Raw genomic sequence first — 24,976 nt, forward strand, 5'->3', positions numbered from 1 at the left:
GGAGATCCGTCGCGGATCCGGGACGGCGGAGCGGCACCCCGGCCGCGGAGGCCCGGGGGCTGGGTGTCGCGGGATCCGTGCGGATCCGCGAGCGCGCTAGGCGCGCACCCGGTCGGCGATCGCGCCCCCTGCGGCGAGCACGGAGGTGTCGAGCGCGGCCACGACGTCCGTGAAGCCGAGCTCGAGGAAGCGTCGGGCCCGCGCCTCCGTCGCGCCGAAGGCCCCGGCCCGCACGCCGGCCGCGCGGCACGCGGCGACGACGCGGGGCAGCGGCGCCTCCGGCCCGTCGTCGGCGAGCAGGTCGTCGACGGTCGTGCCGAGGCTCTGCGACAGGTCGAACGGCCCGACGAACACGAGGTCGAGGTCCGGCGTCGCCGCGATCGCGTCGAGCGCGGCGAGCCCGGCGGCGGTCTCGACCATCACGCCGACGAACGGCCGCTCGGCCTGCAGCGCGCCCGGGAGGGGGCCGAAGCTGCGGGTGCCGCGGGGCGGGGAGGACGCCGCGGCGACGGCCGCCTCCGCTTCCGCCGCGCTCTCGACGAGCGGCACGATCACCCCGTCCGCGCCGGCGTCGAGCGCCCGCCCGATGAGGTCCGCCCGGTTCGCGCGCGGCCGCACGAGCACCGGCACCCGGCGCTCGTGCCGCAGCGCGAAGGTGGCGCGCACCGCGGCGTCGTCGAAGTGCCCGTGCTGCTGGTCCAGCAGCACCCAGTCGAACCCGGCGTCCTCGAGCGCCGCCGTCGTCCTCGGCTCCCCGAGCATCGCCCAGACCCCGAGCCGCAAGTCCTCCGTCATGCCCGCACGCTAGCGACGTCGGCCGGGACGTCAGCCGGGCAGCACGCCGATCGCGACGGTGCCGTCGACCTCGTCGTCCGACTCCACGGCGGCGGACAGCCCGGCCTGCTCGAGCAGCAGCGCGGTCCAGGCCGCCTGGGTGCGCCCGGTCTCGATCAGCACCGCCCCGCCCGGCGCGAGCCACTCCCGCACCTCGGCCGCGACCCGGCGGTGCACGTCGAGGCCGTCGCCGCCCCCGTCGAGGGCGATCCGCGGCTCGAACTCCCGCGCCTCCCGCGGCATGTCCGCGATCCGGTCGCTCGGCACGTAGGGCGCGTTCACCGCGATGACGTCGAAGCGGTGCCGGAGGCGGTCGGGCAGCGCGGCGAACAGGTCGCCGAGCGACACCTCGCCGCCGACGGGCGCGAGGGTGCGGCGGGCGTTCTCCACCGCCGCGGGCTCCACGTCCGCGGCGTGCAGCTCGACGCCCGGCACGCGCGTCGCGACCGCGAGGCCCACCGCCCCCGTGCCGCAGCACAGGTCGAGCACCGTCGAGCCGGGCCGGACGCGCGCCGCCGCTTCGCGGGCGAGCAGCTCGGTCCGACGCCTGGGCACGAACACGTGCGGGTCGACGGGCACGCGCAGCCCGTCGAACGCCGCCCAGCCGAGCAGCGGCTCGAGCGGCTCGCCGGCGGCCCGGCGCTCGACGAGGTCGTCCAGCGCGGTGCCGGCGGCGGCCTCCGCGAGCAGCGCCGCCTCCTCCTCCGCGAACACGACGCCCGCGGCCCGGAGGCGCGTCACGATCGCGTCAGGGGTCACGGAGCGAGCAGGTCGGCGCGGGAGACCCCGCCGCGGCGCCAGTCGAGGATCGGCCAGCGGCGCTTCAGCGCGGCGCGGGCGAGCCGCGCGTCGGGGTTCACCGCGGTCGCGTTGCCGACGAGCGACAGCCACGGCAGGTCCGCGACGCTGTCGCCGTACGCGTAGGAGGCGGACAGGTCGAAGCCGCCCCGGCCCGCGTACTGCGCCAGCCAGGCGCCGCGCGCCTCGTCGACGAGCGGGGGCGCGCCGAGGTAGCCGGTCAGCACGCCGCCGTCCTCGTGCATCGTGCCCGCGACGACCTCGTCGAACAGCGCCGCCAGCGGCTCCGCCAGCACGCCGATCGACCCGGTCACGAGCACGGTGCGGTGCCCGGCCGCGCGGTGCTCGCGCACCCGCTGCAGGGCGTCGCCGCTCGTGTGCGCCAGCAGCGCGTCGGTGTACCCGCCGCGCACCGCGGAGCGCAGCCGCTCGGCCGGCATGCCCGCGTAGCGCCGCAGGAACGAGCGCAGGAACTCGCCGCGGTCCCGCCGCTCGGCCGCCAGGTAGGAGGGGAGCCGCGTGAGGATGGACGCGGTCTCGCCGGCCGCGGCCGCCTCGCCGCCCTGCGCGCGCCGCACCCACAGCAGCTGCTGCACGATGTTCGACTCGACGACGGTGCCCTCGAGGTCGAACACCGCGAGCACGTCGCTGCGCTGCGGCAGCGCCTTCGGGGCGGACGCGGCGGCGCGCTCGCTGCTGCGGCCCCGGGAGAACACGCGCATCAGCTGCGTGACGGCGGGCACGTGCACGGACTGCAGGTAGTCGCGCCAGTCGATGCGCGTGACGTCGAAGCCCTCCGTCGGCCGGTCGACCGGCACGCGCGCGCCGAGCGCGCGGGTGTTCGCGTCGTCGAAGATGACCTCGGTGCCGACGTACGCGCGGTACAGGTCGGACAGCTGGCGCAGGCTCGCGACGTCGCGCTCGCGCCGGCCCATCGTGCGCTGCCACTCCCGGGTGCGCTTCGTCGACGGCATCCGGTCGAGCGCCGTGTTCGCCGCGCCGACGACGGTCTCCGCCCGGCGGATCGCCCGCTCGACGCGGCGGTCGCCCGGGAACTGCCAGGTCGGCACCCGCTCCGCACCCGGGGTGTCGGGGATCGGGTTGGCGGTGAAGTACTCGTGCACGTTGCCGTACATCGCGTGGAACGGCAGCGGGTTGCTCGCACCGGAGGCGACCTGCAGGTACCGCGGCGCCCCGGGCTCGGGCGGCGTCGCGGCCGCGGCGAGCATCGCGTTGACGACGAAGTCGACGGGGATGATGTCGAGCACCGAGTCGGGCACGCCCGGGAAGTCGGGCAGCTGGCCGCGGCCGAAGGCGATGATCAGCGGGTCGGCGACCTTGAAGCCGTCGATCCAGCCGGGGAACGGGTGCTCGAGGGCGCTCTCGATGACGCTCGGCCGCACGACCGACAGGCGGTGCCCGGCGCCCCACAGCTCCTCCGCGGCCCGCTCGGCGAGCGCCTTGGTCAGCGTGTAGACGTCGGTCCAGCCGAGGCTCTGCGCGCGGGAGCGGCCGGCGGCGACGAGGCGCTGCTTGACCCAGTCGACGCGGGCGGCCTCGGCGGCCTGCGCGACGGCGCGGGGGCCCTCCTTGCCGTGCTCGGCCCGGGCCTTCGCCATCAGGCCGCGGAGCACGCCCGGCTCGCGGCTGCGCAGTTCGACCCGCTGGCGGGCGGCGGCGGCCGCGGTGGCCTCCACCTTCCAGTCCGCCTCGTGCTCGAGGCGGCCCTCGGGCAGCACGCCCTTGCGCATGCCGCCGACGTAGCAGGTGGACACGTGCACGACGTGGGGGTCGGCGCCGCTCGCGAGGATCGCCGAGTAGAGGTTCCTCGCGCCGCCGGTGTTCGTGGCGAAGGCCTCGTCGATCGGCGGGTCGAACGAGACGGTGGAGGCGCTGTGCAGCACGAAGTCGAGGTCGCCGGGCAGCGGGGGCACCTCGTCGAGGGAGCCCTCGATCGCGGTCACGCGCTCGGCGAAGATCCGGGCCGCCTCGTCGCGGCCGACCGCCTCCCGCCACGGCTTGAACACGGGCTTGGACAGCAGCTTGCGCACGCGGTCCTCGGCGGACTGCCCCGTCTTGCCGCGGACGAGCAGCGAGACCCGGGTGTCGGGGTGGGACACGAGCAGGCGCTCGAGCACGGCCTGCCCGACGAAGCCGGTGCCTCCCGTGACGAGGACGTGCCCGCTCAGTCGCGGGACGGGGCCTTCGGAGGTGGCGCCGGTGCCGGCAGCGGCGTCGTTCGTCATCGGGTCCGTATCGTATGCGGAATGGCGACTGCGCTCGTGACCGGGGCCACCAGCGGGATCGGTGCGGCCTTCGCCCGGGCGCTCGCGCGACGCGGGTGGGACCTGGTGCTCGTCGCCCGCGACGAGGCGCGGCTCGAGTCGGAGGCGGCGCGGTACCGCGGCCGGGGGCGGCAGGTCGAGGTGCTGCGCGCCGACCTGTCCGACCGCGCCGACGTGACGCGGGTCGCGGAGCGGCTCGAGGACGCCGGTCGCCCGGTCGAGCTGCTCGTGAACAACGCCGGGTTCTCGGTGCGCGCCTCCCTGCTCTCCACCGACCAGGCCGCGCACGACCGCGCCTTCGAGGTGATGGTGCGCGCCGTGCAGGTGCTCTCCGGCGCCGCCGGCCGGGCGATGGCGCGGCGCGGCTCCGGCCGCATCGTGAACGTCGGGTCCACGGCCGGCCGCATCACGATGGGCGGCTACTCGGCGATCAAGGCGTGGGTGACCGTCTACACGGAGGGGCTCGCGAACGAGCTCGCCGGCACCGGCGTCACCGCGATGGCGCTCGAGCCCGGGTGGGTCCGCACCGAGTTCCACGAGCGCGCGGGCATCGCCGGCTCCTCCATGCCGGGCGCGCTGTGGCTCGACGCCGACGCGCTCGTCGAGGCCGCGCTGAAGGACCTGTCGCGGGGCCGCGTGATCTCGACGCCGAGCGTCCGCTACAAGGCGCTGATGCTGGTGCTGCGCCACGCGCCGCGCTCAGGGGTTCGCAGGGTCTCCAGGGCGCTGAGCGACCGGCGCAGCAGTAGCCTTCCCCAGTGACCACACGGGTGACGACCAAGCGCCCGGCCGGCTCCGAACCACCGGTCGTGCAGTTCGACCGGTACACCTCGAAGCCGATGGCCGCGGCCCGCTGGGTGGCGCAGCGGGTGCTGCTCGGCGGCGTGATCCGCTCGATCCTCACCGTGCGCATCCTCGGCCGCGAGCGCCTCGCGGACCTCCGCGGCGCCTTCGTCGTCGTCGCGAACCACTCCAGCCACCTCGACGCGCCCCTCGTCTTCACGACGCTGCCGCGGCGCCTCGCGCGCTACCTGGCGGCCGGCGCCGCCGCGGACTACTTCTTCGACGTGAGGTGGCGCAAGGGCCTCACGGCGCTGTTCTTCAACGCGTTCCCCATCCACCGGTCCGGCCTGAACCGCCCGGCGTCCGAGGCGCGGTCGCTGCTGCAGCGCGGCGTGCCCCTGCTGGTGTTCCCGGAGGGGACGCGCAGCAAGAACGGCAGCATCGGCACCTTCAAGTCCGGTGCCGCGGCCCTCGCGAACCAGACGAACGTGCCCTGCGTGCCCGTGGCGATCATCGGCGCCGGCCTCGCGCACCCCCGCGGTTCGAAGTGGCCGAAGAGCGGCCGCCCGCCGGTCGGGGTGGTCTACGGTGACCCGGTCTTCGCCCAGGCGGGCGAGACCCCGACCGACTACATGCGCCGCGTCCGCGGCGAGGTGCAGCGACTGCACGACGAGCACGCCCACGCGGTCCTCTCGAGGGGTCGCGCCACGTCCGGAGGTAAGCGATGACCGATCTCGTCACCCCGACCGCCGCGGACCGCGAGGACGCGGCCGCGGTGCGGTCCTCGACCGTGGCCCACATGAAGTGGTGGGGCTGGGGCGTGCCCGGCGTCGCCTTCCACCACGAGGACAAGCCCGCCTTCGCGCCGTTCGTGCTGAAGGCGGTCGGCATCGACCTGGACGGCACCGAGCCGCTGGCGCAGCCCGACTTCGACCGGCTCGACGTGCCGGCGTCGATCGCGGGGGAGGCGCTCCGCGACGCCCTCGCCGCGGCCGTCGGCGCCGACGGGGTCGTCGACGGCGACCTCGACCGCGTCGTGCACACCTACGGCAAGAGCATCCGCGACCTGATCAAGGTGCGCGCCGGGCGCCTGCCGCGCGTGCCCGACCTCGTCGTCTACCCGGCGGACGAGGCCGCGGTGCAGGCAGTCGTCGACGCGGTCGTCGCGCACGACGCCGTGCTGATCCCCTTCGGCGGCGGCAGCAACATCGCGGGCTCGCTCGAGCCGGTGCCGGGGGAGCCCCGCCCCGTCGTGTCCGTCGACCTCGGACTGCTCGACCGCGTGCTCGGGATCGACGAGCGATCCGGGCTCGCCCGCATCCAGGCCGGCGCGCTCGGCCCGTCGCTCGAGGCGCAGCTGAACGAGCGCGGCTGGACCATCGGCCACTTCCCCGACTCCTTCACGCACTCGAGCCTCGGCGGCTGGATCGCCACCCGCTCCTCCGGCATGCAGTCGGACAAGTACGGCGACATCGCGGACATCACGCGGGGCCTGCACGTCGCGCGGCCCGGCGGCCTGCTCGAGCTGCGCGCGACCCCCTCCGCCTCCACCGGTCCGTCGGTGCGGGAGATGATCCTCGGCAGCGAGGGCCGCCTCGGCGTGATCACCGAGGCGACCGTGCAGGTGCACCGCGTGCCGGCGAAGCGCGTCATCCACGCCTACTTCTTCCCGAACTGGCGCGCCGGCAGCGCGGCGATGCAGCAGATCGCGGAGAGCGACGTGCACCCCGCGATCACCCGCGTCTCCGACGGGCGCGAGACGGGCTTCTCCCTCGCCACCTCGAAGGCGTCGAAGGGCTTCTCCGGCCTCGCGCAGAAGGGGCTGTTCGCGTTCCTGAAGCGGCGCGGCTGGGACCTCGACGCGATGTGCCTGTCGTTCATCGGCTACGAGGGCGCGGACGACCACGTCGCCCGGCAGCGCAAGGCCGTCGAGCGCATCGTCAAGCGCAACGGCGGTGTGAGCGTCGGCACCGGCCCGGGCGTGCTCTACGACCAGAAGAAGTTCGACACCCCGTACCTGCGCGACTTCCTGCTCGACCGCGGCACCGTCGGCGACGTGTCGGAGACGAGCGTGCCGTGGTCGGGGCTCGACGCGATGCACGACGGCGTCATCGCCGCGGCGGAGGCGGCCTACGCGTCGATCGGCCGCAAGGGCTGGATCATGAGCCACCTGTCGCACTCGTACCACTCGGGAGCCTGCCTCTACTTCACGTTCGCCTTCGTCGCGCAGGACGACCCGGAGGCGGAGTACGACGTCGTGAAGCACGCGATCCAGCAGGCGTTCATCGACCTGGGCGGGGTGCCCAGCCACCACCACGGCATCGGCCTCGAGCACGCCGAGTGGCTGCCCGACGTGCTGTCGGACCCCGGCATCGGCGTGCTCGAGGGCCTGTTCGCGGCGACGGACCCGGGCCGCAACCTCAACCCGGCGAAGATCACCGCCTCCTAGCCGCGCCGCGGATCCGCACCTCGTGCGCGGATCCGCTTCGCGAACGGGCGTCAACGCAGGGTGGCGTGCTCCTGCGACATCGCGCGGTCGCGAGGGCGGTGGCGGCGCACGATGGCGCGCAGCGACAGCCCGCCGATGACGGACACGACGCCGAGGCCGAGCACGTAGACGCCGGTCGTGATCGCGCCGACCTCGCCCCGGGTGCCCGTGCGGAGGGTGCCGTACTCGAACGCGGGCACGGCGTTGCCGGTCGCGACGATCGCGATGATCGTGCTGATCCCGCCCATCGAGTCCCAGAGCCCGTGCAGCACCGCCACGAGCACGTAGGCGAGCACGACGCCGACGGTGAAGCGGTAGCGGCGGCCGTCGCGCGAGGCGGCGAAGACCGCGGCGCCGAGCACGGCCGTCCAGAGCACGTGGCCGAGCGGCGTGAGCACGGACCGCACCGCCTCCGTCTGCAGCAGGCCCAGCAGGTCGATGCCCCGGCCCCCGAGCGCGGCGTTGAAGGCGTAGCCCGCCGACTCGAACGCCGCGAAGCCGGCGCCGACCGTCGCGCCGAGCAGGGCGCCCTGCCGGGCGGTCTTCGGCACGAGGTGCCGCCCGATGACGACGAGCAGCACGACCTTCACCAGCTCCTCGATCAGCCCGACCAGCAGGAAGCCGCCGACGCCGCCCGCCGTGAGCGGCGCCTCCAGCAGCGACGCCCCGAGCACCCCGAGCACGCCGCCGACGAAGAACGCGATCATCAGCGACGAGGTCGGGAAGCGCGAGCTGATCCGCTCCGCCGCGAAGAGCACGACGGAGAACGGCACGAGGAAGCTGCCGAGCAGGATCAGCGTCGGCACCAGGTTCGTGTTCCGCGTGGCGACCGTGACCACGATGGTCACCATCCACAGCAGCGCCCCGAGCAGCAGGCTCTTCCACCACCAGCCGTGCCGGTGCGTGCGGGCCGGCTCGTCGGCGTGGAGGGAGGGGGTCGTCAGGGGCACGGAGGCGCCGGCGGTGCTCACGCCGCAACGATGCCGCGGCGACCCGGGAACCCGCCGCGCGGTCGGTGTCAGTCCGCGGACAGGGCTCCGCGGTCGCGCGGGAACAGGTGCAGGGCGAGGCCGATGAACGCGGCGACGGCCGCGGAGGGCTCGGGCCGGGTGGCGATCGCGACCTCCCAGTCGAAGGGCTCGCGCAGCGGCACGACGACGACGCCCGGCTGCGGGTCGACGAGCGCGGCCGGCACGACCGCGACCCCGAGGCCCGCCGCGACGTAGGCCCCGAGCGACGGCAGGTCCGCGATCTCGGTGCGCACCTGCCGCGCGACGCCGGCCGCGGCGAAGGCCCGGTCGGAGAAGACGCGGTGCCCGAAGCCCGCGGGGCTGTCGACGAACGGCTCGTCCGCGAGGTCGGTCAGCCGCAGGACTACGCGACCCGCGAGCGGCGAGACGGCCGGCAGCAGCGCCGCGAAGGCGTACCGGGCCAGCGGGGTGAGCGCGAGCCCGCCGGTCAGATCGGGCGGCAGGGCGACGAGGCCGACGTCGAGCCGCCCGGCGCGCAGGTCGGCCGCGAGGCCGGTGGAGCCGGAGGGGGAGGTGCTGAGGCGCACCTCGACCGCGGGGTGCGCGGCGGCGAACGCCGCGAGGTGCCGCGGCAGGTCGATCACCGGCAGCGCCGAGAAGGTGCCGAAGCGCACGGTGCCGGTGAGTCCCGCCTCGCCGACCGCCGCGAGCCGCATGCCCTCGCCCGCGGCGAGGAGGCGCCGCGCCTCCGGCAGCACGGCGGCGCCCGCCTCCGTCAGCGAGACCGACCGCGGGGAGCGGTCGAGCAGGCGCGCGCCGAGCTCGCGCTCGAGCCGCGCGATCGCGGCGGAGACGCTCGACTGCACCAGGTGGAGGCGGGCGGCGGCGGCGCCGAAGTGGCGCTCCTCGGCGACGGCGACGAACGCCTCGACGGTGGGCAGGTCCATGCTCCATGATCGGTCCTGTCGATCGTCAGGAGCAAGACCGTTCGTTGGACACGATCGCCCGAGCCGAGGACGATCGCTCCTGTGACCACCTCCACCGTCCCCGTCGCCACGGGGCGCCTGCCGCACGGCACGGCCTTCTGGACGACCGCCGCCGTGTTCCTCGCCGCGATGGCCTTCACCACCGTGCCGACACCGCTCTACGCGCTGTACCAGCAGCGGGACGGGTTCCCCACCTGGGTCGTCACGGTGATCTTCGCGGCGTACGCGGTGGGCGTGGCGCTCAGCCTCTACCTCGTCGGGCACGTCTCCGACTGGGTCGGCCGCAAGCCGCCGGCGGTCTTCGCGATCGTGCTGGAGCTCGTCGCGAGCGTCCTGTTCCTGCTGTTCCCGACCGTGCCGGTGCTGCTCGTCGCCCGGTTCCTGACGGGCCTCGGGGTCGGCGCGCTGACGGCGGCGGCGACCGCGCACCTGGGGGAGCTGTGGCGCACCGCGAACGGCGACCGCCGCGCCGGGGTGCCGGCGGTCGTGGCGACGATCGCGAACATCGGCGGTCTGGGCGTCGGCCCGCTCGTGGGCGGCCTGCTCGCCCAGTACGCGCCGGCGCCGCTCGTGACGCCGTACCTGGTGTCGCTGGTCGTGCTCGTGGCCGCCGCGGTCGTGGTGCTGGTGACGCCCGAGACCGTGCGGCGCAGCTCGCGGCCCTGGCGGCCGCAGCGGCTCGCGGTGCCGACCGCCGGTCGCAGCGTCTTCTTCGCGGCGGGTGCGGGGGTGTTCGCGGCCTTCGCGATCTTCGGCCTCTTCACCTCCCTCGCCCCGTCGTTCCTCGCAGGGGAGTTCCGCTCGCCGTCGCGCGTCGTCGCCGGCGCGGTGCCGTTCGGCGTGTTCGCGGTGGCCGCGATCGGCCAGGTGTTCTTCACGCCGGTGCGGGTCCGCGTCCAGCTCGTCGTCGCGACGGTCGCGATGGTCGTCGGCCTCGCGGGGCTGGCCGTCGCCGCGCTCCTCGTCGTGGAGTGGCTCTTCGTGCTCGGCGGCCTCGTCGCGGGGCTCGGCGTGGGCCTGCTGTTCCGCGCCTCCCTGGGCGCCGCGACCGGGCTCGTCGACGCCCCGCAGCGCGGCGAGGTGCTCGCCGCCATGTTCCTGATCGCCTACGTCGGCCTCACCGTGCCCGTGCTGCTGGTCGGTGCCGCCATCGCGTTCCTGCCGGCGGTGCCCGTCCTGGTGGGGTTCAGCGCCGTCATCGCCGTGCTCGCGGCGGTCGCGGGCCCGCGCATGGCCCTCAAGGTCGCCGACCGCTGAGAAACCCCGCACGCCCTGCCCCGGCCCCGACACGCCGCCCTGTTACCATGGAGACGCTCCGCGGCAGCGCGGAGCACCGGAGCAGACCGGCAGGGAGCTGGTCGTTAGTGGTGGACTTCGGGGCCGCAGGTCCCGCGCTCTTCTACTGATGACCAGAAGCCGAGCTCGACCGCGGTCCACACGGGACCGGGGCGACTGGGCTTGCCACGCTCCTCCCTTCCGATCTCACTCTGCTCCGCGAAGCGCGTCCGCGAGACGCACGTGAACAGAAAAGGAGACACCTCTTGGAGGGTCCCGAGATCAAGTCCGCCGAAGCCGTCCTGGACAACGGGAAGTTCGGCAAGCGCACCATCCGCTTCGAGGCCGGCCGCCTCGCGCAGCAGGCGCAGGGTTCCGTCGCCGCGTACCTCGACGAGGACACGATGCTGCTGTCCGCGACGAGCATCGGCAAGCACCCCAAGGACCAGTTCGACTTCTTCCCGCTGACGGTCGACGTCGAGGAGCGGTCCTACGCCGCCGGCAAGATCCCCGGCTCGTTCTTCCGCCGCGAGGGCCGCCCCTCCACCGAGGCGATCCTGGTCTGCCGCCTGATCGACCGGCCGCTGCGCCCGTCGTTCATCACCGGCCTCCGCAACGAGGTCCAGATCGTCATCACCGTGCTGTCGATCGCCCCGGGCGAGTTCTACGACGCCCTCGCGATCAACGCGGCCTCCGCGTCGAGCCAGCTGTCCGGCGTGCCGTTCAGCGGCCCGATCGGCGGCGTCCGTCTGGCACTCATCGACGGCCAGTGGGTCGCCTTCCCGACCTTCGCGCAGCTCGAGGACGCCGTCTTCGACCTGACCGTCGCGGGCCGGGTCACCGAGTCCGGCGACGTCGCGATCATGATGGTCGAGGCCGAGGCGACGGAGACCGCGTTCGAGAAGATCCGCGCCGGCGCCGTCAAGCCCAACGAGGAGGTCGTGGCCCAGGGCCTCGAGGCCGCCAAGCCGTTCCTCAAGGCGCTCGTCGAGGCCCAGGCCGAGCTCGCGGAGCAGGCCGCCAAGGAGACCCGCGAGTACCCGATCTTCCTGCCCTACTCCGACGCGACCTACTCGGTCGTCGAGGACCTGGCGCTCGAGGACCTCAAGGCCGTCTACCAGATCGCCGGCAAGGTCGAGCGGCAGGACGCCGACGACGCCCTCAAGTCGCGCGTCAAGGACAGCGTCCAGATGATGGTCGACGGCGGCGAGCTGCCGGCCTCCGCCCTGGGCGAGGTCTCCGGCGCCTACAAGTCGGTCACCAAGAAGGTCGTCCGCGGCCGCATCCTGTCCGAGGGCGTCCGCATGGACGGCCGCGGCCTGAAGGACATCCGCCCGCTCGACGCCGAGGTCGCGGTCATCCCGCGCGTCCACGGCTCCGCGATCTTCCAGCGCGGCGAGACGCAGATCCTCGGCGTGACCACGCTGAACATGCTCAAGATGGAGCAGCAGATCGACTCGCTGTCGCCCGTCACCAAGAAGCGCTACCTGCACCACTACAACTTCCCGCCCTACTCGACCGGTGAGACCGGTCGCGTGGGGTCGCCGAAGCGTCGCGAGATCGGGCACGGCTTCCTCGCCGAGCGCGCGCTCGTGCCGGTGCTGCCGCCGCGCGAGGAGTTCCCCTACGCGATCCGTCAGGTGTCGGAGGCCCTCGGGTCCAACGGCTCCACCTCGATGGGTTCCGTCTGCGCCTCCACGCTGTCCCTGCTGAACGCGGGCGTCCCGCTGAAGGCGCCCGTCGCGGGCATCGCGATGGGCCTCGTGTCCGACACGGTGGACGGGGAGACGCAGTACGCGACCCTCACCGACATCCTCGGCGCGGAGGACGCGCTCGGCGACATGGACTTCAAGGTCGCCGGCACCAGCGAGTTCGTCACCGCGATCCAGCTCGACACGAAGCTCGACGGCATCCCGTCGTCGGTGCTCGACGGCGCGCTGCAGCAGGCCCGCGAGGCCCGCCTGACGATCCTCGGCGTCCTGAACCAGGCGATCGACGCGCCCGACGAGATGGCGCCCACCGCGCCCCGCGTCATCAGCGTGAACATCCCCGTCGACAAGATCGGCGAGCTGATCGGCCCCAAGGGCAAGACGATCAACGGCATCCAGGACGAGACCGGCGCCGACATCTCCATCGAGGAGGACGGCACCGTCTACATCGGCGCCGTCGACGGCCCGTCCGCCGAGGCCGCGCGCGCCGCGGTCAACGCGATCGCGAACCCGCACAACCCGGAGATCGGCGAGCGGTTCCTCGGCACCGTCGTGAAGATCGCCGCGTTCGGCGCCTTCGTGTCGCTGCTGCCCGGCCGCGACGGCCTGCTGCACATCTCCGAGGTGCGCAAGCTCGCCGGCGGCAAGCGGGTCGAGAACGTCGAGGACGTCCTCGCCGTGGGCCAGAAGATCCAGGTCGAGATCACGAAGATGGACGACCGCGGCAAGCTGTCGCTGGCGCCCGTCGTCGAGGAGCCCGCCACGGTCTGACGCTCAGTCGAGCACCACGGCGCTCCCCGTCCGCTCGCGGACGGGGAGCGCCGTTGTCAAGCCTTCCTCGCAGTGTTTCGGCACATGAGATACTGCTGTCCTTCAGGTTCGCGTGGTCAAGGGGGCCCTGCTTGGCGAGTCCGCTCTCCGGACCGATCTCCCGTCGTGTCGGTCAGACCGGCATGGCCGTGTATCCGATCGCGCTCGACGGCAGCGTCTTCGGGTGGGCGACCGACGCGAAGGAGACGGCCGACGTCCTCGACCTCTTCTACGCCGCGGGCGGCGACCTGATCAGCACGGCCGCGCACTACGCCGGCGGCCGCAGCGAGATCATGATCGGCTCGTGGCTCGCGCGGCACCCGAACCGCGACCGCCTCGTGATCGCCACGAAGGTCGGCAAGCACCCCGACGCGCTCGGCCTCTCGCCGAAGTCGGTCCGCCGCGGCGTCGACGCGTCCCTCGAGCGCCTCCGCCTCGACCGCATCGACCTGCTCGGCCTCGACGGCGAGGACCCGTCGACGCCGATCGAGGCGACGCTGACCGCCGCCACCGAGCTCGTCGCCGCCGGCAAGGTCGGCCACATCTCCGCCACCGGGTTCGGTCCGGAGGCGCTGCGGGAGGCCGTGAAGGTCGCCCGCCGGCTCGAGATCCCCGGGATCGTCGTGATCCTGCCGGAGTACAACCTGCTCGAGCGCAGGCAGTACGAGCAGGAGCTGGCCCCGATCGCGGTCGCCGCCGACCTCGGCGTGCTCGCCCGCACGCCGATGGCGAACGGCTACCTGCGCGGCGACTTCCGCTCCCGCCACGACAAGCCCGCGTCGCCGATCTTCCAGGGCGCGCTGAAGTACGTGAACCGCCGCGGCGCCGCCGTGCTCTCGGTGCTCGACGACGTCGCGGACGAGTGCGGGCAGCACGTCGGCCGCGTGGCGCTCGCCTGGCTGCTGACCCGTCCGAACCTCGCGGCGCCCGTCGTGCGGGTGCCGAGCGCCCGCGCGCTGGCCGACCTGCTGCCCGGCGCCTCGCTCGAGCTGACGCCCGACCAGGTCGAGCGCCTGGACCGGGTCACCGACTACTAGACGGGCATCGCTCCGCCCGAGGTGTCGCCGGGGCGGCGGCACCCCCGGCCCGTACCCTTGCCAGCCGGAGGGGCGATGAGCGACGAGACGCGCGGGCGGCACAGCAGGCCCGATGACGAGACGCGCCCGATCGACCTCGGCGGCGGACCGCTGCCGGGCAAGCCGCTCGCGACCGACCCGGAGCCCGCCGTCGCGGCCGCGCTGGCCGTCGTGCAGCGCTCGCTCGAGCAGATGGCGAACCGCGCCACCCGCCCGCTGCTCGACCCGCCGACGCAGCCGTTCCGCCTCCGCCCGGTCGGCCGGACCGGGCTCGGCGTCTTCCCCGTCGCCCTCGACGTCTCGGGACTCGGGCGGACCGCCGACCGCACCTCCGCCCACCGCGCGCTCGACGCCTACGCCGCCGCGGGCGGCAACGCCCTGGTCGTCGACGACGCCGCGGACGGCGCGGTCGCACAGCTCGTCGGCACCTGGCTCGCCAGCCGGAAGCGCCGCGACCACACGGTGCTCGCCGCGCGGGTGGGGACCACCGGCGGCCTGACCGCGGCCGGCCTGCAGGCCGCCGTGGAGCGCCTGCTGCACCGCCTGGGCGCCGAGCGCCTCGACCTGCTCGTGCTCGCCGGCCACGACCGCGCCACCTCGATGGAGGAGACGCTGACCGCCGTCGCCGGTCTGCACGACGAGGACCGCATCGCGCACCTCGCCGCCGGGGACCACGAGCCCGAGCGGCTGATCCAGGCGCGGGTGCTCGCGGGCCAGCGCGGCCTGCCCCGGTTCGAGGCGGTGCTGCCGGTGCACAGCCTCCTGCAGCGCAGCGCGTACGAGGCCGGGGTCGCGCCCGTCGCGCACGCCCAGGAGCTCGCGGTCCTGCCCCGGTCGCCGCTCGCCGGCGGCTTCCTCGCCGCCGCCGTGCCGACCCGGGGCGCGCTGCGCCGGCTGCGCGAGCTCGATCCGGAGCGGGCCGAGCGGCTGCAGCCGCGCCTCACCCGCCGCGGCATGCGCATCGTCGACACCGTCGTCCGGTTCGCGGAGGAGCGCGAGGTGCCGCCGGCGGCGATCGCGCTCGGCTGGCTGCTCACCCGGCCGCACATCGCGGCGCCCGTGGTCACCGCGACCTCGGTCGAGCAGGTGTGGGCGGCGACGGCGGCGGCCGGGGTGCACCTCTCGCGCGCCGAGGTGACGGCGCTCGACCGCGCCTCCGCGGAGTGAGGCGGCCTCAGCCCACCGCGACCGGCGCCGCGAACAGGCGGCGGGCCGCCCGGTCGAAGGCGCTCGTCGCCGCGACCGCGTCGCCGGCGTAGGAGCCGCAGACCGCGCCGTCGCGCAGCAGCGAGAACTCGTCGGCCGCCGCGCCGGGCTGCGGCGCGCCGAGCTCGCGGAACCGGTCCTCGAGGAACCCCGTGAACCAGTCGCGGTGCTCGGTGATCGCCACGCGCACCGGGTGCACGGGCGAGGCGAACTCCGCCGCGGCGTTGAGGAACGGGTCGCCGCGGAAGTCGGGCCGGGCGGTGTCGGCCACGACGGCGTCCACCACGGCGGAGAGCACCGCGGCAGGGTCCTGCCGCGCCTCCAGCAGCGCCGTGAGCGCCTCCCGCACGTGCCGGTCGCGACCCGCGACGTACTCGAGGATCAGGGCGTCCTTCGACCCGTACTGCTTGTAGAACGTGGCCTTCGTCACCTGCGCCGCGGCGATCAGGCGGTCGATGCCCGTCGCGGTGATCCCGTCCGCGTAGAACAGCTCGTCGGCGACCGCGAGCAGGCGCACGCGGGCCGGGGAGGTGCGGTTCGGGCTCGATGGGGCATCGGTCACGGCGGGTCCTTCCGGGCGGTTCCGCGGCACCGTACCCCGCGGGGGTGGAACGACCTGTCCGCCCCGCCGCGCCGGTCGCGCGGGCTGCGGCGACTACCATCGACGGCGCGATGACGCAGTACCTCTACCTCGTGCGGCACGGCGAGCAGCGCGACGCCGAGCACGGCGTCGTCGACGGCCCGCTCTCTCCGAGGGGACGGCGCCAGGCCGCGATGCTGGCCGAGCGCCTGGGCGGCGTGCCGCTCACCTCCGTCTCCTACGCGCCGAGCACCGTCGCCACCGAGACCGCGGAGATCGTGCGCGAGCGCCTCCCGTCGCTCGAGCCGCGGCCCTCCGCGCTGCTCTTCGACTGCGTGCCCTCCGGGCCGACGCCGGAGGTGCCGCGCGCGTTCTCCGGCTGGTTCGCCTCCGCCACCGAGGCCGAGATCGAGGCCGGCCGGGCGCAGATGGCCGACGCCTTCGACGAGTTCGTGTCGCCGGGCGGCGCCGAGCGGCACGACCTGCTGATCACGCACAACCTGGTCATCGCCGAGTTCGTGCGGCACGCCTTCGACGCGCCCGAGTGGCGCTGGCTCGGCCTGACCCAGGCGCACTGCGGCCTCACCGTGCTGAAGGTGCGGTCCGGTCGCCCGGTCACCCTGGTCTCGCACAACGACCTGGCGCACCTGCCGGTCGAGCTGCGCACCGGCCTCGTGGAGCCCCTGCCCTTCTGAGCGCCCGGCCGCGCCGCCGCCCCGGCGCCGCGCTCGCGCAGCGCTGGACGCGCGGCACGCCGTGCGATCAGCCGGCTGCGGGGGGCAGGCGCTTGGCGAACCAGTCGGTGGCGTTCGGGTTGTCGTTGAACGGCTCGACGGACTCGAACCCGCTCGAGCGGTAGAGCCCCGCAGCGGCCTCGAGCGAGCGGTTCGTGTCCAGCACGAGCCACGACGCGCCCTGCCGCCGCGCGTGCGCCTCCAGCCGGGTCAGCAGCCGCCGGCCGAGCCCCGAGCCGCGGGCGGCCGGGGCGACGTACAGGTGCTTCACCTCGAAGCGGCGGCCCTGCTCCGGCTCGATCTCGCGCAGGCCGCCGCAGGCGAGCGGGGCGCCGTCGTCCTCCTCGATCCGCAGGAAGACGCCGGGGGCGAGGAACTGGGCCGGGTCGGGGGAGGCGACGCGGTAGCGGCCCGTGGTGAAGCCGCCGACCCGCTCGGTGAAGTAGGCCTGCAGCAGCTCCGCCGTCGCCGGGTCGTCGGGGGTCGTCTCGATCACGCGCATGGTGTGCCGAGGCTAGGCTCGTCGCCCGTGATCCGCCTCGCCGTCGTCGGAGCCGCTGGCCGGATGGGACGCCTCGTCGACGAGGTCGTCGCCGGGATGCCGGAGGCGGAGGTCGTGCAGCGCATCGGCTCGGCCGACCCCCTGCTCTTCGCGGTCGAGGTGGACGCGGTCGTCGACGTGACGCTGCCGCAGGTGTCGCCCGAGGTCGTCGCCGCCGCGACGACCGAGGGCCTGCCGGTGCTCGTCGGCACGAGCGGCTGGTCGGGCGAGCGCATCGGCTCGCTGCGCGCCGGTCGCGACGAATCCGCGCCGCCCGTGCTGATCGTGCCGAACTTCTCCGTCGGCGCCGTGCTCGCGGCCCGCTTCGCGGAGCAGGCGGCGACGTGGTTCGAGTCGATCGAGATCGTGGAGGCGCACCACGCCGGCAAGGCGGACTCCCCGTCCGGCACCGCGGTCGCGACCGCCGAGCGCATCGCGGCGGCCCGTGCGGACCTCGGCCCCGTGTCCGCGCCGCACACGGACCAGCGCGCCCGCGGCCAGCAGGTCGGCAGCGTGCCGATCCACTCCCTCCGCCTCGACGGGGTGCAGGCCAAGCAGGACGTGCTGTTCGGCGGACCGGGGGAGCTGCTGACCGTGCGCCACGAGACGACGTCGCCGGTCGCCTACGCGGCGGGCATCCGCCTCGCGATCGCGGCGCTGCCGGGCCTGACCGGCGTGACCGTCGGCCTCGAGTCCCTGCTCCTCCGGTGAGGGCCTTCGGCGGCGCCGTCCTGATGGCGCTCCTGCTCGTGCTGTACCTGGTCGTCGTCGTGACCCGGGCCGTTGCGTTCCTGCAGACCGGGCAGCCGGTCGGCGTCGCGATCGGCGTCGCGCTGCTCGTGCTGCCGGTCATCGGCGCGTACCTGCTCGTGCGCGAGCTGCTCTTCGGCCTGCAGGCGACGCGGCTGACCCGCCGCCTGCGCGCGGAGGGGGCGCTGCCGGGCGACGACCTGCCGCGCCGGGCGAGCGGCAGGGTCGAACGGGCGGCGGCCGACGCGGCGTTCGATCGGTACGCGGAGGCCGCGGAGGCGGGCCCCGACGACTGGCGCGCCTGGCTGCGGCTGGGTCTCGCCTACGACATGGCGGGCGACCGCCGCCGGGCCCGCGCCGCCGTCCGCCGCGCGATCGCCCTCAGCCGCTGAGGACGACAGCAGGAATCCTCGAGCACTTCGGCAGGAAGAAACACGTTCAGCAGGAGGGAACGGGCCGTTTCGTCCTGCTGAAGCTCCTTCTTCCTGCTGGAGTGCTCGGGTGCACGCCGCGCTGATCGAGCTGGTCGAGTCCCTGCCGCCCGCCGACGAGACGGGGGAGCGGCACCGCGCCGAGGCGCTCGCCTGGCTGCGGGCGACCGACGACGTGCACCGCCGGGTGAAGCCGGCGACGCCCAGCCCGCACCTGGTCGTGTACTTCCTCCTGGTCGACCGGGTCGCCGGGCTGGTGCTGCTCTGCGACCACCGCCTGTCCGGCCTCCGGCTGCCGACCGGCGGTCACGTGGAGCCGGGGGAGGACCCGGCGGACGCGGTGCGGCGCGAGGCGCAGGAGGAGCTCGGGCTGCGCGTCGCGGACGTGGCGGCGCCCTTCCTGGTCACCGTCACGGAGACCGTCGGCGCGCCCCCGTCCCGGCACACCGACGTGACGCTCTGGTACGCCCTGCCGGTCCCGTCGACGGCGCCGCTGGTGCCCGACGAGCGGGAGTTCGCGGGCGTCCGCTGGTGGAGCCGTGTGGAGGTCGCCGCGGCCCGGCCGGGCCGCTTCGAGCCCCACCTCCTCCGCGCCCTGGACGCCCTGGGCCTCTGACGCCCGGCCCCGAGCACGACAGCAGGACGATCCGAGCACCACAGCAGGGAGAAGGACGTTCAGCAGGACGACATTGGTCAATTCGTCCTGCTGAAGCGCTCCGCCCGGGACGGCGGGGGAGGACGCGTCAGGCGAGGGCGGCGTCGATCGCGTCGTCGCTCGTGCGGTAGCGGAACGCGAAGCCGTCCGCCTCGAGCGCCGCGGGCACGACCTTCTGGCTCGGCAGCAGCAGCTCGCGGCCCATCTCGCCCATGCCGACGCCGACGACCGCCTCCGGCAGCTTGAGCAGGTGCGGTCGGTGCAGGTCGGAGGCGAGGCGGCGCGTGATCTCCTCGCTCGTCGCCGGCGTCGGCCCGGCCAGGTTCACCGGGCCCTCGAGCGTGCTGGTCAGCAGGTGCACGATCGCGGCGGCCTCGTCGTGCAGCGCGATCCACGGCCAGTGCTGCGTCCCGTGGCCGACGGTGGAGCCGAGGCCGAACCGGGTGGCGAGCGTCAGCGGCTGCAGCGCGCCGCCGCCCTGCGCGAGCACGACGCCGGTGCGGAGCAGCACCGTGCGGGTCGCGGCAGGGGCGAGCCGGGCAGCGGCCTCCCACTCCGTCACCACGTCGGCGAGGAACCCGGTGCCGCGCGACGACGCCTCGGTCAGCGTCTCGCCCGGTCGGTCGCCGTAGAAGCCGACGGCGGAGCTCGACAGGAACACGGGCGGGGGCGACGCGGCCATCGCCATCCCCTCGACGAGCGCCTCGGTCGCCTTCACCCGGGAGCGCAGGATCTGCTCCTTGTAGGCGGTGGTCCACGGGATGCGGTTGAGGGAGGCGCCCGACAGGTTGATCACGGCGTCGACGCTCTCGAGCAGCCGGAAGTCGAGGATCTTGGCGTCCGGCGCCCAGCTGAACTCGTCGGCGGTCCGCGGCGGCCGGCGCACCAGGCGCTGCACGGTGTGCCCCGCGGCCTCGAGCTGCCGGCCCAGCTCCGTGCCGATCAGCCCCGAGGCACCGGCGACGAGCACCCGCAGGCGGCTGTCCTTCGCGATGGGCCTGCGCTGGATCGGCTTCGGGATCTCGGCGGGCGGCGGCGGCGCGGGCTTCCGCGTCGCGGGCTTCGCGGACGGCACGGGGATCCGCTTCTGCGCCATGGGGTGAGGCTAGCGGTCGGGGTCCGTCAGACGGCCGGGTGCAGCGCGGAGTCGAGGGCGGCGCGGAGGGTCTCGACGCTGCCCGTGCCCTTGACCCGCGACCGCAGCCGGCCCTCGCCGTCGAGCGCGAAGACGCTCGGGGTCCGCGTGACCGCGTACCGGCCGGCCAGGTCGCCGCGGGCGGTCAGGTCGACCTCGGCGATCCGCACGCCGTCGAGCCCGCCGACCAGGTCCGCGAGGCGGTCCCGGACCACCGCGGTCCGCTCGTCCTGCTGCGAGCCGAACAGCAGCATCGTCGCGACCGGCCCGAACGCGTCGGCGGGCAGCGCGACCTCGTCGGGTCGCAGGCGCTCGCCCGACCCGCGGCGCAGCTCCCCGTCGCCGCGCCACCACAGCCAGCCCGTGATCCCGACGACCCCGGTGGCGACGGCGAGCACGAGCGGGATCACGGGCAGCAGCGTAGGTGGCCGGCCGTGTCCGAGCGTGTCGCTACCGTGTCGGCCGTGACCGACGTCGACCCCGAGTTCCGTTCCGAGATGACCGTCGAGCTGGTGCGCTCGGCCGCCCGCGACTCCGACGTGCTGTTCGCCGCCCGCGTCTCGACCCTCGGGGAGCAGACGCTCGACGACGCGGGGTCCGACGCGGACCTCGAGAAGCGGGACCGCGGCCTCATCAACTACCTGATGCGCGACCGCCACGGCTCCCCGTTCGAGCACAACTCGATGACCTTCTACGTGCAGGCGCCGATCTTCGTGTTCCGGGAGTTCATGCGGCACCGCATCGCCTCCTACAACGAGGAGTCGGGCCGCTACCGCGAGCTGAAGCCCGTCTTCTACGTGCCCGACGCCACCCGCAACCTGATCCAGGTCGGCAAGCCGGGCGCCTACGACTTCCTGCCGGGCACGCCCGAGCAGCACGCCGCGGTGGAGCAGGCCGTGCACGAGCAGTCGCTGGCCGCCTACGCGGCCTACCAGCGGATGCTCGAGGCCGGCGTCGCACGCGAGGTCGCCCGCATCGTGCTGCCGCTGAACCTGTACTCGTCGATGTACGTGACGATGAACGCCCGCAGCCTCATGAACTTCCTCTCCCTCCGCACCAAGCACCCGGAGGCGGCGGTGCCGTCGTTCCCGCAGCGCGAGATCGAGCTGGTCGCGGAGGCGATGGAGACCCACTGGGCGACCCAGATGCCGCACACCCACGCGGCTTTCACGAAGAACGGCCGGGTCGCGCCGTAGCCGCGTCGGCAGGGCGATCGGGCGGCGGGAGGCCGGGTGTCGCGGCTCCGGTAGGCTCTCCGTCCGTGCTGGAGAACCCGTTCGGCCAGGTGCTCGTCGCCCTGGTGACGCCGTTCACCGCCGACGGCGAGGTCGACTGGCCGGGCGTCGAGCGGCACATCGACTCGGTCATCACCGCGGGCGCCGACGGCATCGTCGTCTCCGGCACCACGGGCGAGACGAGCACGCTCACCGACCCCGAGAAGCTGCGGCTCGTGGAGGTCGCCCGCGACGTCGCCGCGGGCCGGGCGAAGATCATCCAGGGCGGCGGCTCGAACGAGACCGCCCACGCGATCGAGCTCTACAAGAAGTCCGCCCACGCCGCGGACGGCGTGATGATCGTGACGCCGTACTACAACAAGCCCACCCAGGCCGGCCTGCTCACGCACTTCCGCATGGTCGCGGACGCGACCGACTTGCCGGTGATCCTCTACGACATCCCCGGCCGCACCGGCGTGCCGATCAGGTACGAGACGATCCTCCGCGCCGCGAAGCACCCGAACATCGTCGCGGTCAAGGACGCCAAGGGCGACTTCAGCGAGGTCAGCCGCGTCCTGAACCAGACGGACCTGCTCTACTTCTCCGGCGACGACGCGAACGTGCTGCCGCACCTCGCGATCGGCGCCGTCGGCCTGATCGGGGTGACCGCGAACGTCGCGGCGGCCCCGTACCGGACCATCGTCGACGCGGTGAACCGCGGCGACCTCGCCACCGCGACCGCGCAGCACCGCCTGCTCGAGCCGCTGGTGCGCGCCGTCATGACCCATGTGCCCGGCACCGTCGCGGCCAAGTACGTACTTCACGGCCTCGGCCGTATCGGCAGCCCGCGCGTGCGGCTGCCACTCGTCGGACCTGAGGAGGCGGAAGCTGCAGTGATCGAGGACGAACTGGCACTGGTGCACGATGTGGCCGGAGTGGACTTCAAGCGGTTCCGGCCGGACCGCAACGCGGCCGCCGGCGGCGCGCTGCCCAAGGTCGCCGGGACCACCCGCTGATGGCCGACGTGCTCCCGCCCCCCGGACAGCTCGCGAAGGGCGCCCTGCGGGTCCTGCCCCTCGGCGGCCTCGGCGAGGTCGGCCGCAACATGACCGTCTTCGAGATCGACGGCAAGCTGCTCATCGTCGACTGCGGCGTGCTGTTCCCCGAGACGGACCAGCCCGGGGTCGACCTGATCCTCCCGGACTTCGCGCCGATCCGCGAGCGCCTCGACGACGTCGTGGGCGTCGTGCTCACGCACGGCCACGAGGACCACATCGGCGCGGTGCCCTACCTGCTGCGCCTCAAGCGCGACCTGCCGCTGCTCGGCTCGGCGCTCACGCTCGCCTTCATCGAGGCGAAGCTCCAGGAGCACCGCATCAAGCCCTACACCTTGACTGTCAAGGAGGGCGCCACCGAGAAGCTCGGGCCGTTCGAGCTCGAGTTCGTGGCGGTGAACCACTCCATCCCCGACGCCCTCGCGGTCGCGATCAAGACCTCGGCGGGCACCGTCCTGCACACGGGCGACTTCAAGATGGACCAGATGCCGCTCGACGGCCGCCTCACCGACCTGCGCGCCTTCGCTCGGCTGGGGGAGCAGGGCGTCGACCTGTTCCTCGCCGACTCGACCAACGCCGAGGTCCCCGGGTTCACCCCGCTCGAGCGCGCGATCGGCCCGGTCATCGACGACGTCATCCGCCGCGCGCCGCGCCGCGTCGTCGTCGCGAGCTTCTCCTCCCACGTCCACCGCGTGCAGCAGGTGCTCGACGCCGCGGCGAAGAACGGCCGCAAGGTCGCGCTGCTCGGCCGCAGCATGGTGCGCAACATGGGCATCGCGGCGGACCTCGGCTACCTCAAGGTGCCGCAGGACGTGCTCGTCGACCTGAAGCAGGCCGAGAAGCTGCCCGACGACCGCATCGTCTACATGTCGACCGGCAGCCAGGGCGAGCCGATGGCCGTCCTGTCCCGCATGGCGAACCGCGAGCACGCGATCGAGATCGGCGAGGGCGACACCGTCCTGCTCGCCTCCAGCCTCATCCCGGGCAACGAGAACTCGGTCTACCGGGTGATCAACGGCCTGATGAAGCTCGGCGCGAACGTCGTGCACAAGGGCAACGCGAAGGTCCACGTCTCCGGCCACGCCTCGGCGGGCGAGCTGATGTACGTCTACAACATCCTCAAGCCGAAGGCCGCGATGCCGGTGCACGGCGAGGTGCGGCACCAGTTCGCGAACGCGCAGATCGCGAAGGACACGGGCGTGCCCGAGGACCGCGTGATCATCGCCGAGAACGGCACCGCCGTCGACCTGAAGAACGGCGTGCCCCGCGTCGCCGGGCAGTACGACCTCGGCTTCGTCTACGTGGACGGCTCGAGCGTCGGCGCCATCACGGACGCGGACCTGAAGGACCGGCGCACGCTGGCCGAGGAGGGGTTCATCTCGATCTTCGTCGCGATCGACCCGGCCACCGGTCGCTGCGTGGTCGGGCCCGAGATCCACGCCCGCGGGTTCGCCGAGGACGACGAGGTGTTCGAGAAGGTGCGGCCGCAGATCGTCGACGCGCTCCGCGACGCCGCCTCGAACGGCACGAAGGACCTCCACGCCTACCGCCAGGTCGTGCGCCGCACGGTCGGCCGCTGGGTGAGCACGAAGCACCGCCGGCGCCCGATGATCGTGCCGGTCGTCGTCAGCGCGTAGTCCGCGCCCGACGCACGAGGCCGCTCTCCCGATCCGGGAGGGCGGCCTCGTGCGTCCGCCGCGGTGCGGTCGTACCGTGCAACCCGATGGTTGTAGATGTGGAGCCGACGCAGGAGGAGATCGACCGGGTCTTCGCCGCGCTGGCGGACGCCACGCGGCGGGACGTCCTGGCTCGCGTGATCGACCGCGAGCAGTCCGTGTCGTCGCTGGCGCGCCCCTACGCGATGAGCCTGCCCGCCGTGCAGAAGCACGACGCCGTGCTCGAGCGGGCGGGACTCGTCGGCAGGACGCGCGTGGGCAGGGAGCAGCACGTGCACGCGGTCCCGGAGCGCATCCGGGTCGCCGGCGCGCTGCTCGACCGGCTCGAGCTGCGCTGGCGGCTCCGCGTCGACGCCATGGACCGCCTCCTCGCCGAGGAAGCGGTGCCGAACGGACCCGTGCAGCAGGAGAAGGAGTAGCCATGCCCGTCCTCGAGGTCGAGAAGGACCCGGAGGCCCCCGCACTGCGGATCGTCGCGGAGTTCGCGGCGCCGGTCGAGCGCGTCTGGACGCTCTACGCCGACCCGCGCCGGCTCGAGCGGCACTGGGGGCCTCCCGGGTGGCCCGCGACGTTCCTGCGGCACGAACTCGTGCCCGGGTCCCGCTCCCACTACCGGATGACCGGACCCGACGGGGAGCGCTCGTACGGGGTGTGGGACGTCGTCGCCGTCGACGAGCCCCGCTCGTTCGAGATCGCCGACGCCTTCGCCGACGAGCAGGGCGCCCCGGACGAGGCGATGGGCTGGACGCGCATGGCCGCGACGTTCGAGCCCGTCGACGGGGGCACCCGCGTCGTCTTCGTCTCCACCTTCCAGTCGGCGGAGCAGCTGCAGCAGATGCTCGACATGGGCATGGAGGAGGGGCTCAAGCAGGCCATGGGTCAGATCGACGACCTCCTCCGGGACGAGGAGCCGGCCGCCCGCTGATCATCGGTGCGCATCCGGGCGGCGGACCCCCGAACGAGGGGCGTCGACCTCCCGCCCGC

At 74.1% G+C, this 24,976-nt stretch carries 25 protein-coding genes; 16 read left to right on the forward strand and 9 right to left on the reverse strand.

Translation table 11 applies throughout. The features are described from left to right. Window positions 1–96: 96 nt before the first annotated feature. The 3 genes from ABEA53_RS03540 to ABEA53_RS03550 are packed head-to-tail and all read right to left on the reverse strand — an operon-like array spanning window position 97 to window position 3,878. Window positions 97–795: an HpcH/HpaI aldolase family protein gene (locus ABEA53_RS03540; RefSeq protein WP_345479568.1), complete on the reverse strand. Its 699-nt coding sequence runs from the start codon at window positions 793–795 to the stop codon at window positions 97–99. Between the two features lie 30 nt (window positions 796–825). Next, a complete protein-coding gene (locus tag ABEA53_RS03545; protein ID WP_345479569.1) occupies window positions 826–1,593 on the reverse strand; it encodes a putative protein N(5)-glutamine methyltransferase in 768 nt (255 codons plus the stop codon). Next, entirely contained in the window at window positions 1,590–3,878 is a 2,289-nt protein-coding gene (locus ABEA53_RS03550; protein WP_345479570.1) for an HAD-IB family phosphatase, read from the reverse strand. The genes ABEA53_RS03545 and ABEA53_RS03550 overlap by 4 nt, the downstream gene beginning before the upstream one ends. 21 nt (window positions 3,879–3,899) lie before the next feature. On the opposite strand from ABEA53_RS03550, the gene ABEA53_RS03555 reads away from it, so the two are divergent. The 3 genes from ABEA53_RS03555 to ABEA53_RS03565 are packed head-to-tail and all read left to right on the forward strand — an operon-like array spanning window position 3,900 to window position 7,149. Continuing rightward, complete coding sequence (locus ABEA53_RS03555; protein WP_345479571.1) at window positions 3,900–4,679, forward strand: SDR family NAD(P)-dependent oxidoreductase; 780 nt, start codon at window positions 3,900–3,902, stop codon at window positions 4,677–4,679. Next, entirely contained in the window at window positions 4,676–5,428 is a 753-nt protein-coding gene (locus ABEA53_RS03560; RefSeq protein WP_345479572.1) for a lysophospholipid acyltransferase family protein, read from the forward strand. Before ABEA53_RS03555 ends, ABEA53_RS03560 begins: the two co-directional genes overlap by 4 nt. Further along, a complete protein-coding gene (locus ABEA53_RS03565) occupies window positions 5,425–7,149 on the forward strand; it encodes an FAD-binding oxidoreductase (RefSeq protein ID WP_345479573.1) in 1,725 nt (574 codons plus the stop codon). The genes ABEA53_RS03560 and ABEA53_RS03565 overlap by 4 nt, the downstream gene beginning before the upstream one ends. Window positions 7,150–7,199: 50 nt before the next feature. Here ABEA53_RS03565 and ABEA53_RS03570 read toward each other — a convergent pair whose 3' ends face one another. Next, window positions 7,200–8,159: a PrsW family glutamic-type intramembrane protease gene (locus ABEA53_RS03570; protein ID WP_345479574.1), complete on the reverse strand. Its 960-nt coding sequence runs from the start codon at window positions 8,157–8,159 to the stop codon at window positions 7,200–7,202. A gap of 47 nt (window positions 8,160–8,206) precedes the next feature. Then, window positions 8,207–9,106: a LysR family transcriptional regulator gene (locus ABEA53_RS03575; RefSeq protein WP_345479575.1), complete on the reverse strand. Its 900-nt coding sequence runs from the start codon at window positions 9,104–9,106 to the stop codon at window positions 8,207–8,209. 81 nt (window positions 9,107–9,187) lie between these two features. On the opposite strand from ABEA53_RS03575, the gene ABEA53_RS03580 reads away from it, so the two are divergent. From ABEA53_RS03580 to ABEA53_RS03595, 4 genes are all read left to right on the forward strand, one after another. Further along, window positions 9,188–10,402, forward strand: coding sequence for an MFS transporter (locus tag ABEA53_RS03580; RefSeq protein ID WP_345479576.1), 1,215 nt, complete (start codon window positions 9,188–9,190; stop codon window positions 10,400–10,402). A gap of 284 nt (window positions 10,403–10,686) precedes the next feature. Beyond that, window positions 10,687–12,900, forward strand: a complete 2,214-nt coding sequence (locus ABEA53_RS03585) for a polyribonucleotide nucleotidyltransferase (RefSeq protein WP_345479578.1) — start codon at window positions 10,687–10,689, stop codon at window positions 12,898–12,900. Between the two features lie 182 nt (window positions 12,901–13,082). Next, the gene (locus ABEA53_RS03590) at window positions 13,083–13,976 is read left to right on the forward strand and encodes an aldo/keto reductase (RefSeq protein WP_345479579.1); all 894 of its coding nucleotides are present in this window, start codon (window positions 13,083–13,085) and stop codon (window positions 13,974–13,976) included. A 75-nt stretch (window positions 13,977–14,051) separates the two neighbouring features. Then, window positions 14,052–15,182, forward strand: coding sequence for an aldo/keto reductase (locus ABEA53_RS03595; protein WP_345479580.1), 1,131 nt, complete (start codon window positions 14,052–14,054; stop codon window positions 15,180–15,182). 7 nt (window positions 15,183–15,189) lie between these two features. On the opposite strand, the gene ABEA53_RS03600 is transcribed toward ABEA53_RS03595, so the two are convergent. Beyond that, a complete protein-coding gene (locus tag ABEA53_RS03600; protein WP_345479581.1) occupies window positions 15,190–15,783 on the reverse strand; it encodes a TetR/AcrR family transcriptional regulator in 594 nt (197 codons plus the stop codon). 110 nt (window positions 15,784–15,893) lie between these two features. Here ABEA53_RS03600 and ABEA53_RS03605 point away from each other — a divergent pair, with 110 nt between their 5' ends. Beyond that, window positions 15,894–16,496, forward strand: coding sequence for a histidine phosphatase family protein (locus tag ABEA53_RS03605; RefSeq protein ID WP_345479582.1), 603 nt, complete (start codon window positions 15,894–15,896; stop codon window positions 16,494–16,496). A gap of 67 nt (window positions 16,497–16,563) precedes the next feature. Here ABEA53_RS03605 and ABEA53_RS03610 read toward each other — a convergent pair whose 3' ends face one another. Further along, window positions 16,564–17,037 (reverse strand): GNAT family N-acetyltransferase, encoded by a 474-nt coding sequence (locus tag ABEA53_RS03610; protein ID WP_345479583.1) that lies wholly within the window; start codon window positions 17,035–17,037, stop codon window positions 16,564–16,566. Window positions 17,038–17,064: 27 nt separating this feature from the next. Between ABEA53_RS03610 and dapB the strand changes: the two genes are divergently transcribed. The 3 genes from dapB to ABEA53_RS03625 all read left to right on the forward strand — a co-directional run bounded on the left by dapB (window position 17,065) and on the right by ABEA53_RS03625 (window position 18,873). Next, entirely contained in the window at window positions 17,065–17,787 is a 723-nt protein-coding gene (gene dapB, locus ABEA53_RS03615; protein WP_345479584.1) for a 4-hydroxy-tetrahydrodipicolinate reductase, read from the forward strand. Continuing rightward, on the forward strand, window positions 17,784–18,218 hold the full coding sequence (locus ABEA53_RS03620) for a hypothetical protein (protein ID WP_425550587.1): 435 nt from the start codon (window positions 17,784–17,786) through the stop codon (window positions 18,216–18,218). The genes dapB and ABEA53_RS03620 overlap by 4 nt, the downstream gene beginning before the upstream one ends. A 109-nt stretch (window positions 18,219–18,327) precedes the next feature. Beyond that, window positions 18,328–18,873 carry an NUDIX domain-containing protein gene (locus ABEA53_RS03625; RefSeq protein WP_345479585.1) on the forward strand — a complete coding sequence of 182 codons (546 nt, stop codon included), beginning with the start codon at window positions 18,328–18,330 and terminating at the stop codon, window positions 18,871–18,873. A 127-nt stretch (window positions 18,874–19,000) separates the two neighbouring features. On the opposite strand, the gene ABEA53_RS03630 is transcribed toward ABEA53_RS03625, so the two are convergent. Both ABEA53_RS03630 and ABEA53_RS03635 read right to left on the reverse strand, forming a co-directional pair. Beyond that, window positions 19,001–20,008: a TIGR01777 family oxidoreductase gene (locus tag ABEA53_RS03630; protein ID WP_345479586.1), complete on the reverse strand. Its 1,008-nt coding sequence runs from the start codon at window positions 20,006–20,008 to the stop codon at window positions 19,001–19,003. A gap of 26 nt (window positions 20,009–20,034) precedes the next feature. Continuing rightward, complete coding sequence (locus ABEA53_RS03635; protein WP_345479587.1) at window positions 20,035–20,457, reverse strand: thioredoxin domain-containing protein; 423 nt, start codon at window positions 20,455–20,457, stop codon at window positions 20,035–20,037. Window positions 20,458–20,544: 87 nt separating this feature from the next. Between ABEA53_RS03635 and thyX the strand changes: the two genes are divergently transcribed. The 5 genes from thyX to ABEA53_RS03660 all read left to right on the forward strand — a co-directional run bounded on the left by thyX (window position 20,545) and on the right by ABEA53_RS03660 (window position 24,917). Further along, a complete protein-coding gene (thyX, locus tag ABEA53_RS03640; RefSeq protein WP_345479679.1) occupies window positions 20,545–21,243 on the forward strand; it encodes an FAD-dependent thymidylate synthase in 699 nt (232 codons plus the stop codon). A 65-nt stretch (window positions 21,244–21,308) separates the two neighbouring features. After that, window positions 21,309–22,277: a 4-hydroxy-tetrahydrodipicolinate synthase gene (gene dapA / locus ABEA53_RS03645; RefSeq protein WP_345479588.1), complete on the forward strand. Its 969-nt coding sequence runs from the start codon at window positions 21,309–21,311 to the stop codon at window positions 22,275–22,277. Next, window positions 22,277–23,953 (forward strand): ribonuclease J, encoded by a 1,677-nt coding sequence (locus ABEA53_RS03650; protein ID WP_345479589.1) that lies wholly within the window; start codon window positions 22,277–22,279, stop codon window positions 23,951–23,953. The genes dapA and ABEA53_RS03650 overlap by 1 nt, the downstream gene beginning before the upstream one ends. Window positions 23,954–24,039: 86 nt before the next feature. Further along, window positions 24,040–24,411, forward strand: coding sequence for an ArsR/SmtB family transcription factor (locus tag ABEA53_RS03655; RefSeq protein WP_345479591.1), 372 nt, complete (start codon window positions 24,040–24,042; stop codon window positions 24,409–24,411). Between the two features lie 2 nt (window positions 24,412–24,413). After that, window positions 24,414–24,917 (forward strand): SRPBCC family protein, encoded by a 504-nt coding sequence (locus ABEA53_RS03660; RefSeq protein WP_345479592.1) that lies wholly within the window; start codon window positions 24,414–24,416, stop codon window positions 24,915–24,917. Window positions 24,918–24,976 lie beyond the last annotated feature (59 nt).

The organism is Amnibacterium soli (assembly GCF_039544415.1).
In the GTDB taxonomy this organism is placed as follows: domain Bacteria; phylum Actinomycetota; class Actinomycetes; order Actinomycetales; family Microbacteriaceae; genus Amnibacterium; species Amnibacterium soli.

Excerpts from the sequence above, each read along its gene's own strand:
- ABEA53_RS03540 (WP_345479568.1), bottom strand. The coding sequence starts at position 795 with ATGACGGAGGACTTGCGGCTCGGGGTCTGGGCGATGCTCGGGGAGCCG.
- ABEA53_RS03550 (WP_345479570.1), bottom strand. The coding sequence starts at position 3,878 with ATGACGAACGACGCCGCTGCCGGCACCGGCGCCACCTCCGAAGGCCCC.
- ABEA53_RS03555 (WP_345479571.1), top strand. The coding sequence starts at position 3,900 with ATGGCGACTGCGCTCGTGACCGGGGCCACCAGCGGGATCGGTGCGGCC.
- ABEA53_RS03565 (WP_345479573.1), top strand. The coding sequence starts at position 5,425 with ATGACCGATCTCGTCACCCCGACCGCCGCGGACCGCGAGGACGCGGCC.
- ABEA53_RS03575 (WP_345479575.1), bottom strand. The coding sequence starts at position 9,106 with ATGGACCTGCCCACCGTCGAGGCGTTCGTCGCCGTCGCCGAGGAGCGC.
- ABEA53_RS03590 (WP_345479579.1), top strand. The coding sequence starts at position 13,083 with ATGGCCGTGTATCCGATCGCGCTCGACGGCAGCGTCTTCGGGTGGGCG.
- ABEA53_RS03595 (WP_345479580.1), top strand. The coding sequence starts at position 14,052 with ATGAGCGACGAGACGCGCGGGCGGCACAGCAGGCCCGATGACGAGACG.
- ABEA53_RS03605 (WP_345479582.1), top strand. The coding sequence starts at position 15,894 with ATGACGCAGTACCTCTACCTCGTGCGGCACGGCGAGCAGCGCGACGCC.
- ABEA53_RS03610 (WP_345479583.1), bottom strand. The coding sequence starts at position 17,037 with ATGCGCGTGATCGAGACGACCCCCGACGACCCGGCGACGGCGGAGCTG.
- ABEA53_RS03630 (WP_345479586.1), bottom strand. The coding sequence starts at position 20,008 with ATGGCGCAGAAGCGGATCCCCGTGCCGTCCGCGAAGCCCGCGACGCGG.
- thyX (WP_345479679.1), top strand. The coding sequence starts at position 20,545 with ATGACCGTCGAGCTGGTGCGCTCGGCCGCCCGCGACTCCGACGTGCTG.
- ABEA53_RS03650 (WP_345479589.1), top strand. The coding sequence starts at position 22,277 with ATGGCCGACGTGCTCCCGCCCCCCGGACAGCTCGCGAAGGGCGCCCTG.
- ABEA53_RS03655 (WP_345479591.1), top strand. The coding sequence starts at position 24,040 with ATGGTTGTAGATGTGGAGCCGACGCAGGAGGAGATCGACCGGGTCTTC.
- ABEA53_RS03660 (WP_345479592.1), top strand. The coding sequence starts at position 24,414 with ATGCCCGTCCTCGAGGTCGAGAAGGACCCGGAGGCCCCCGCACTGCGG.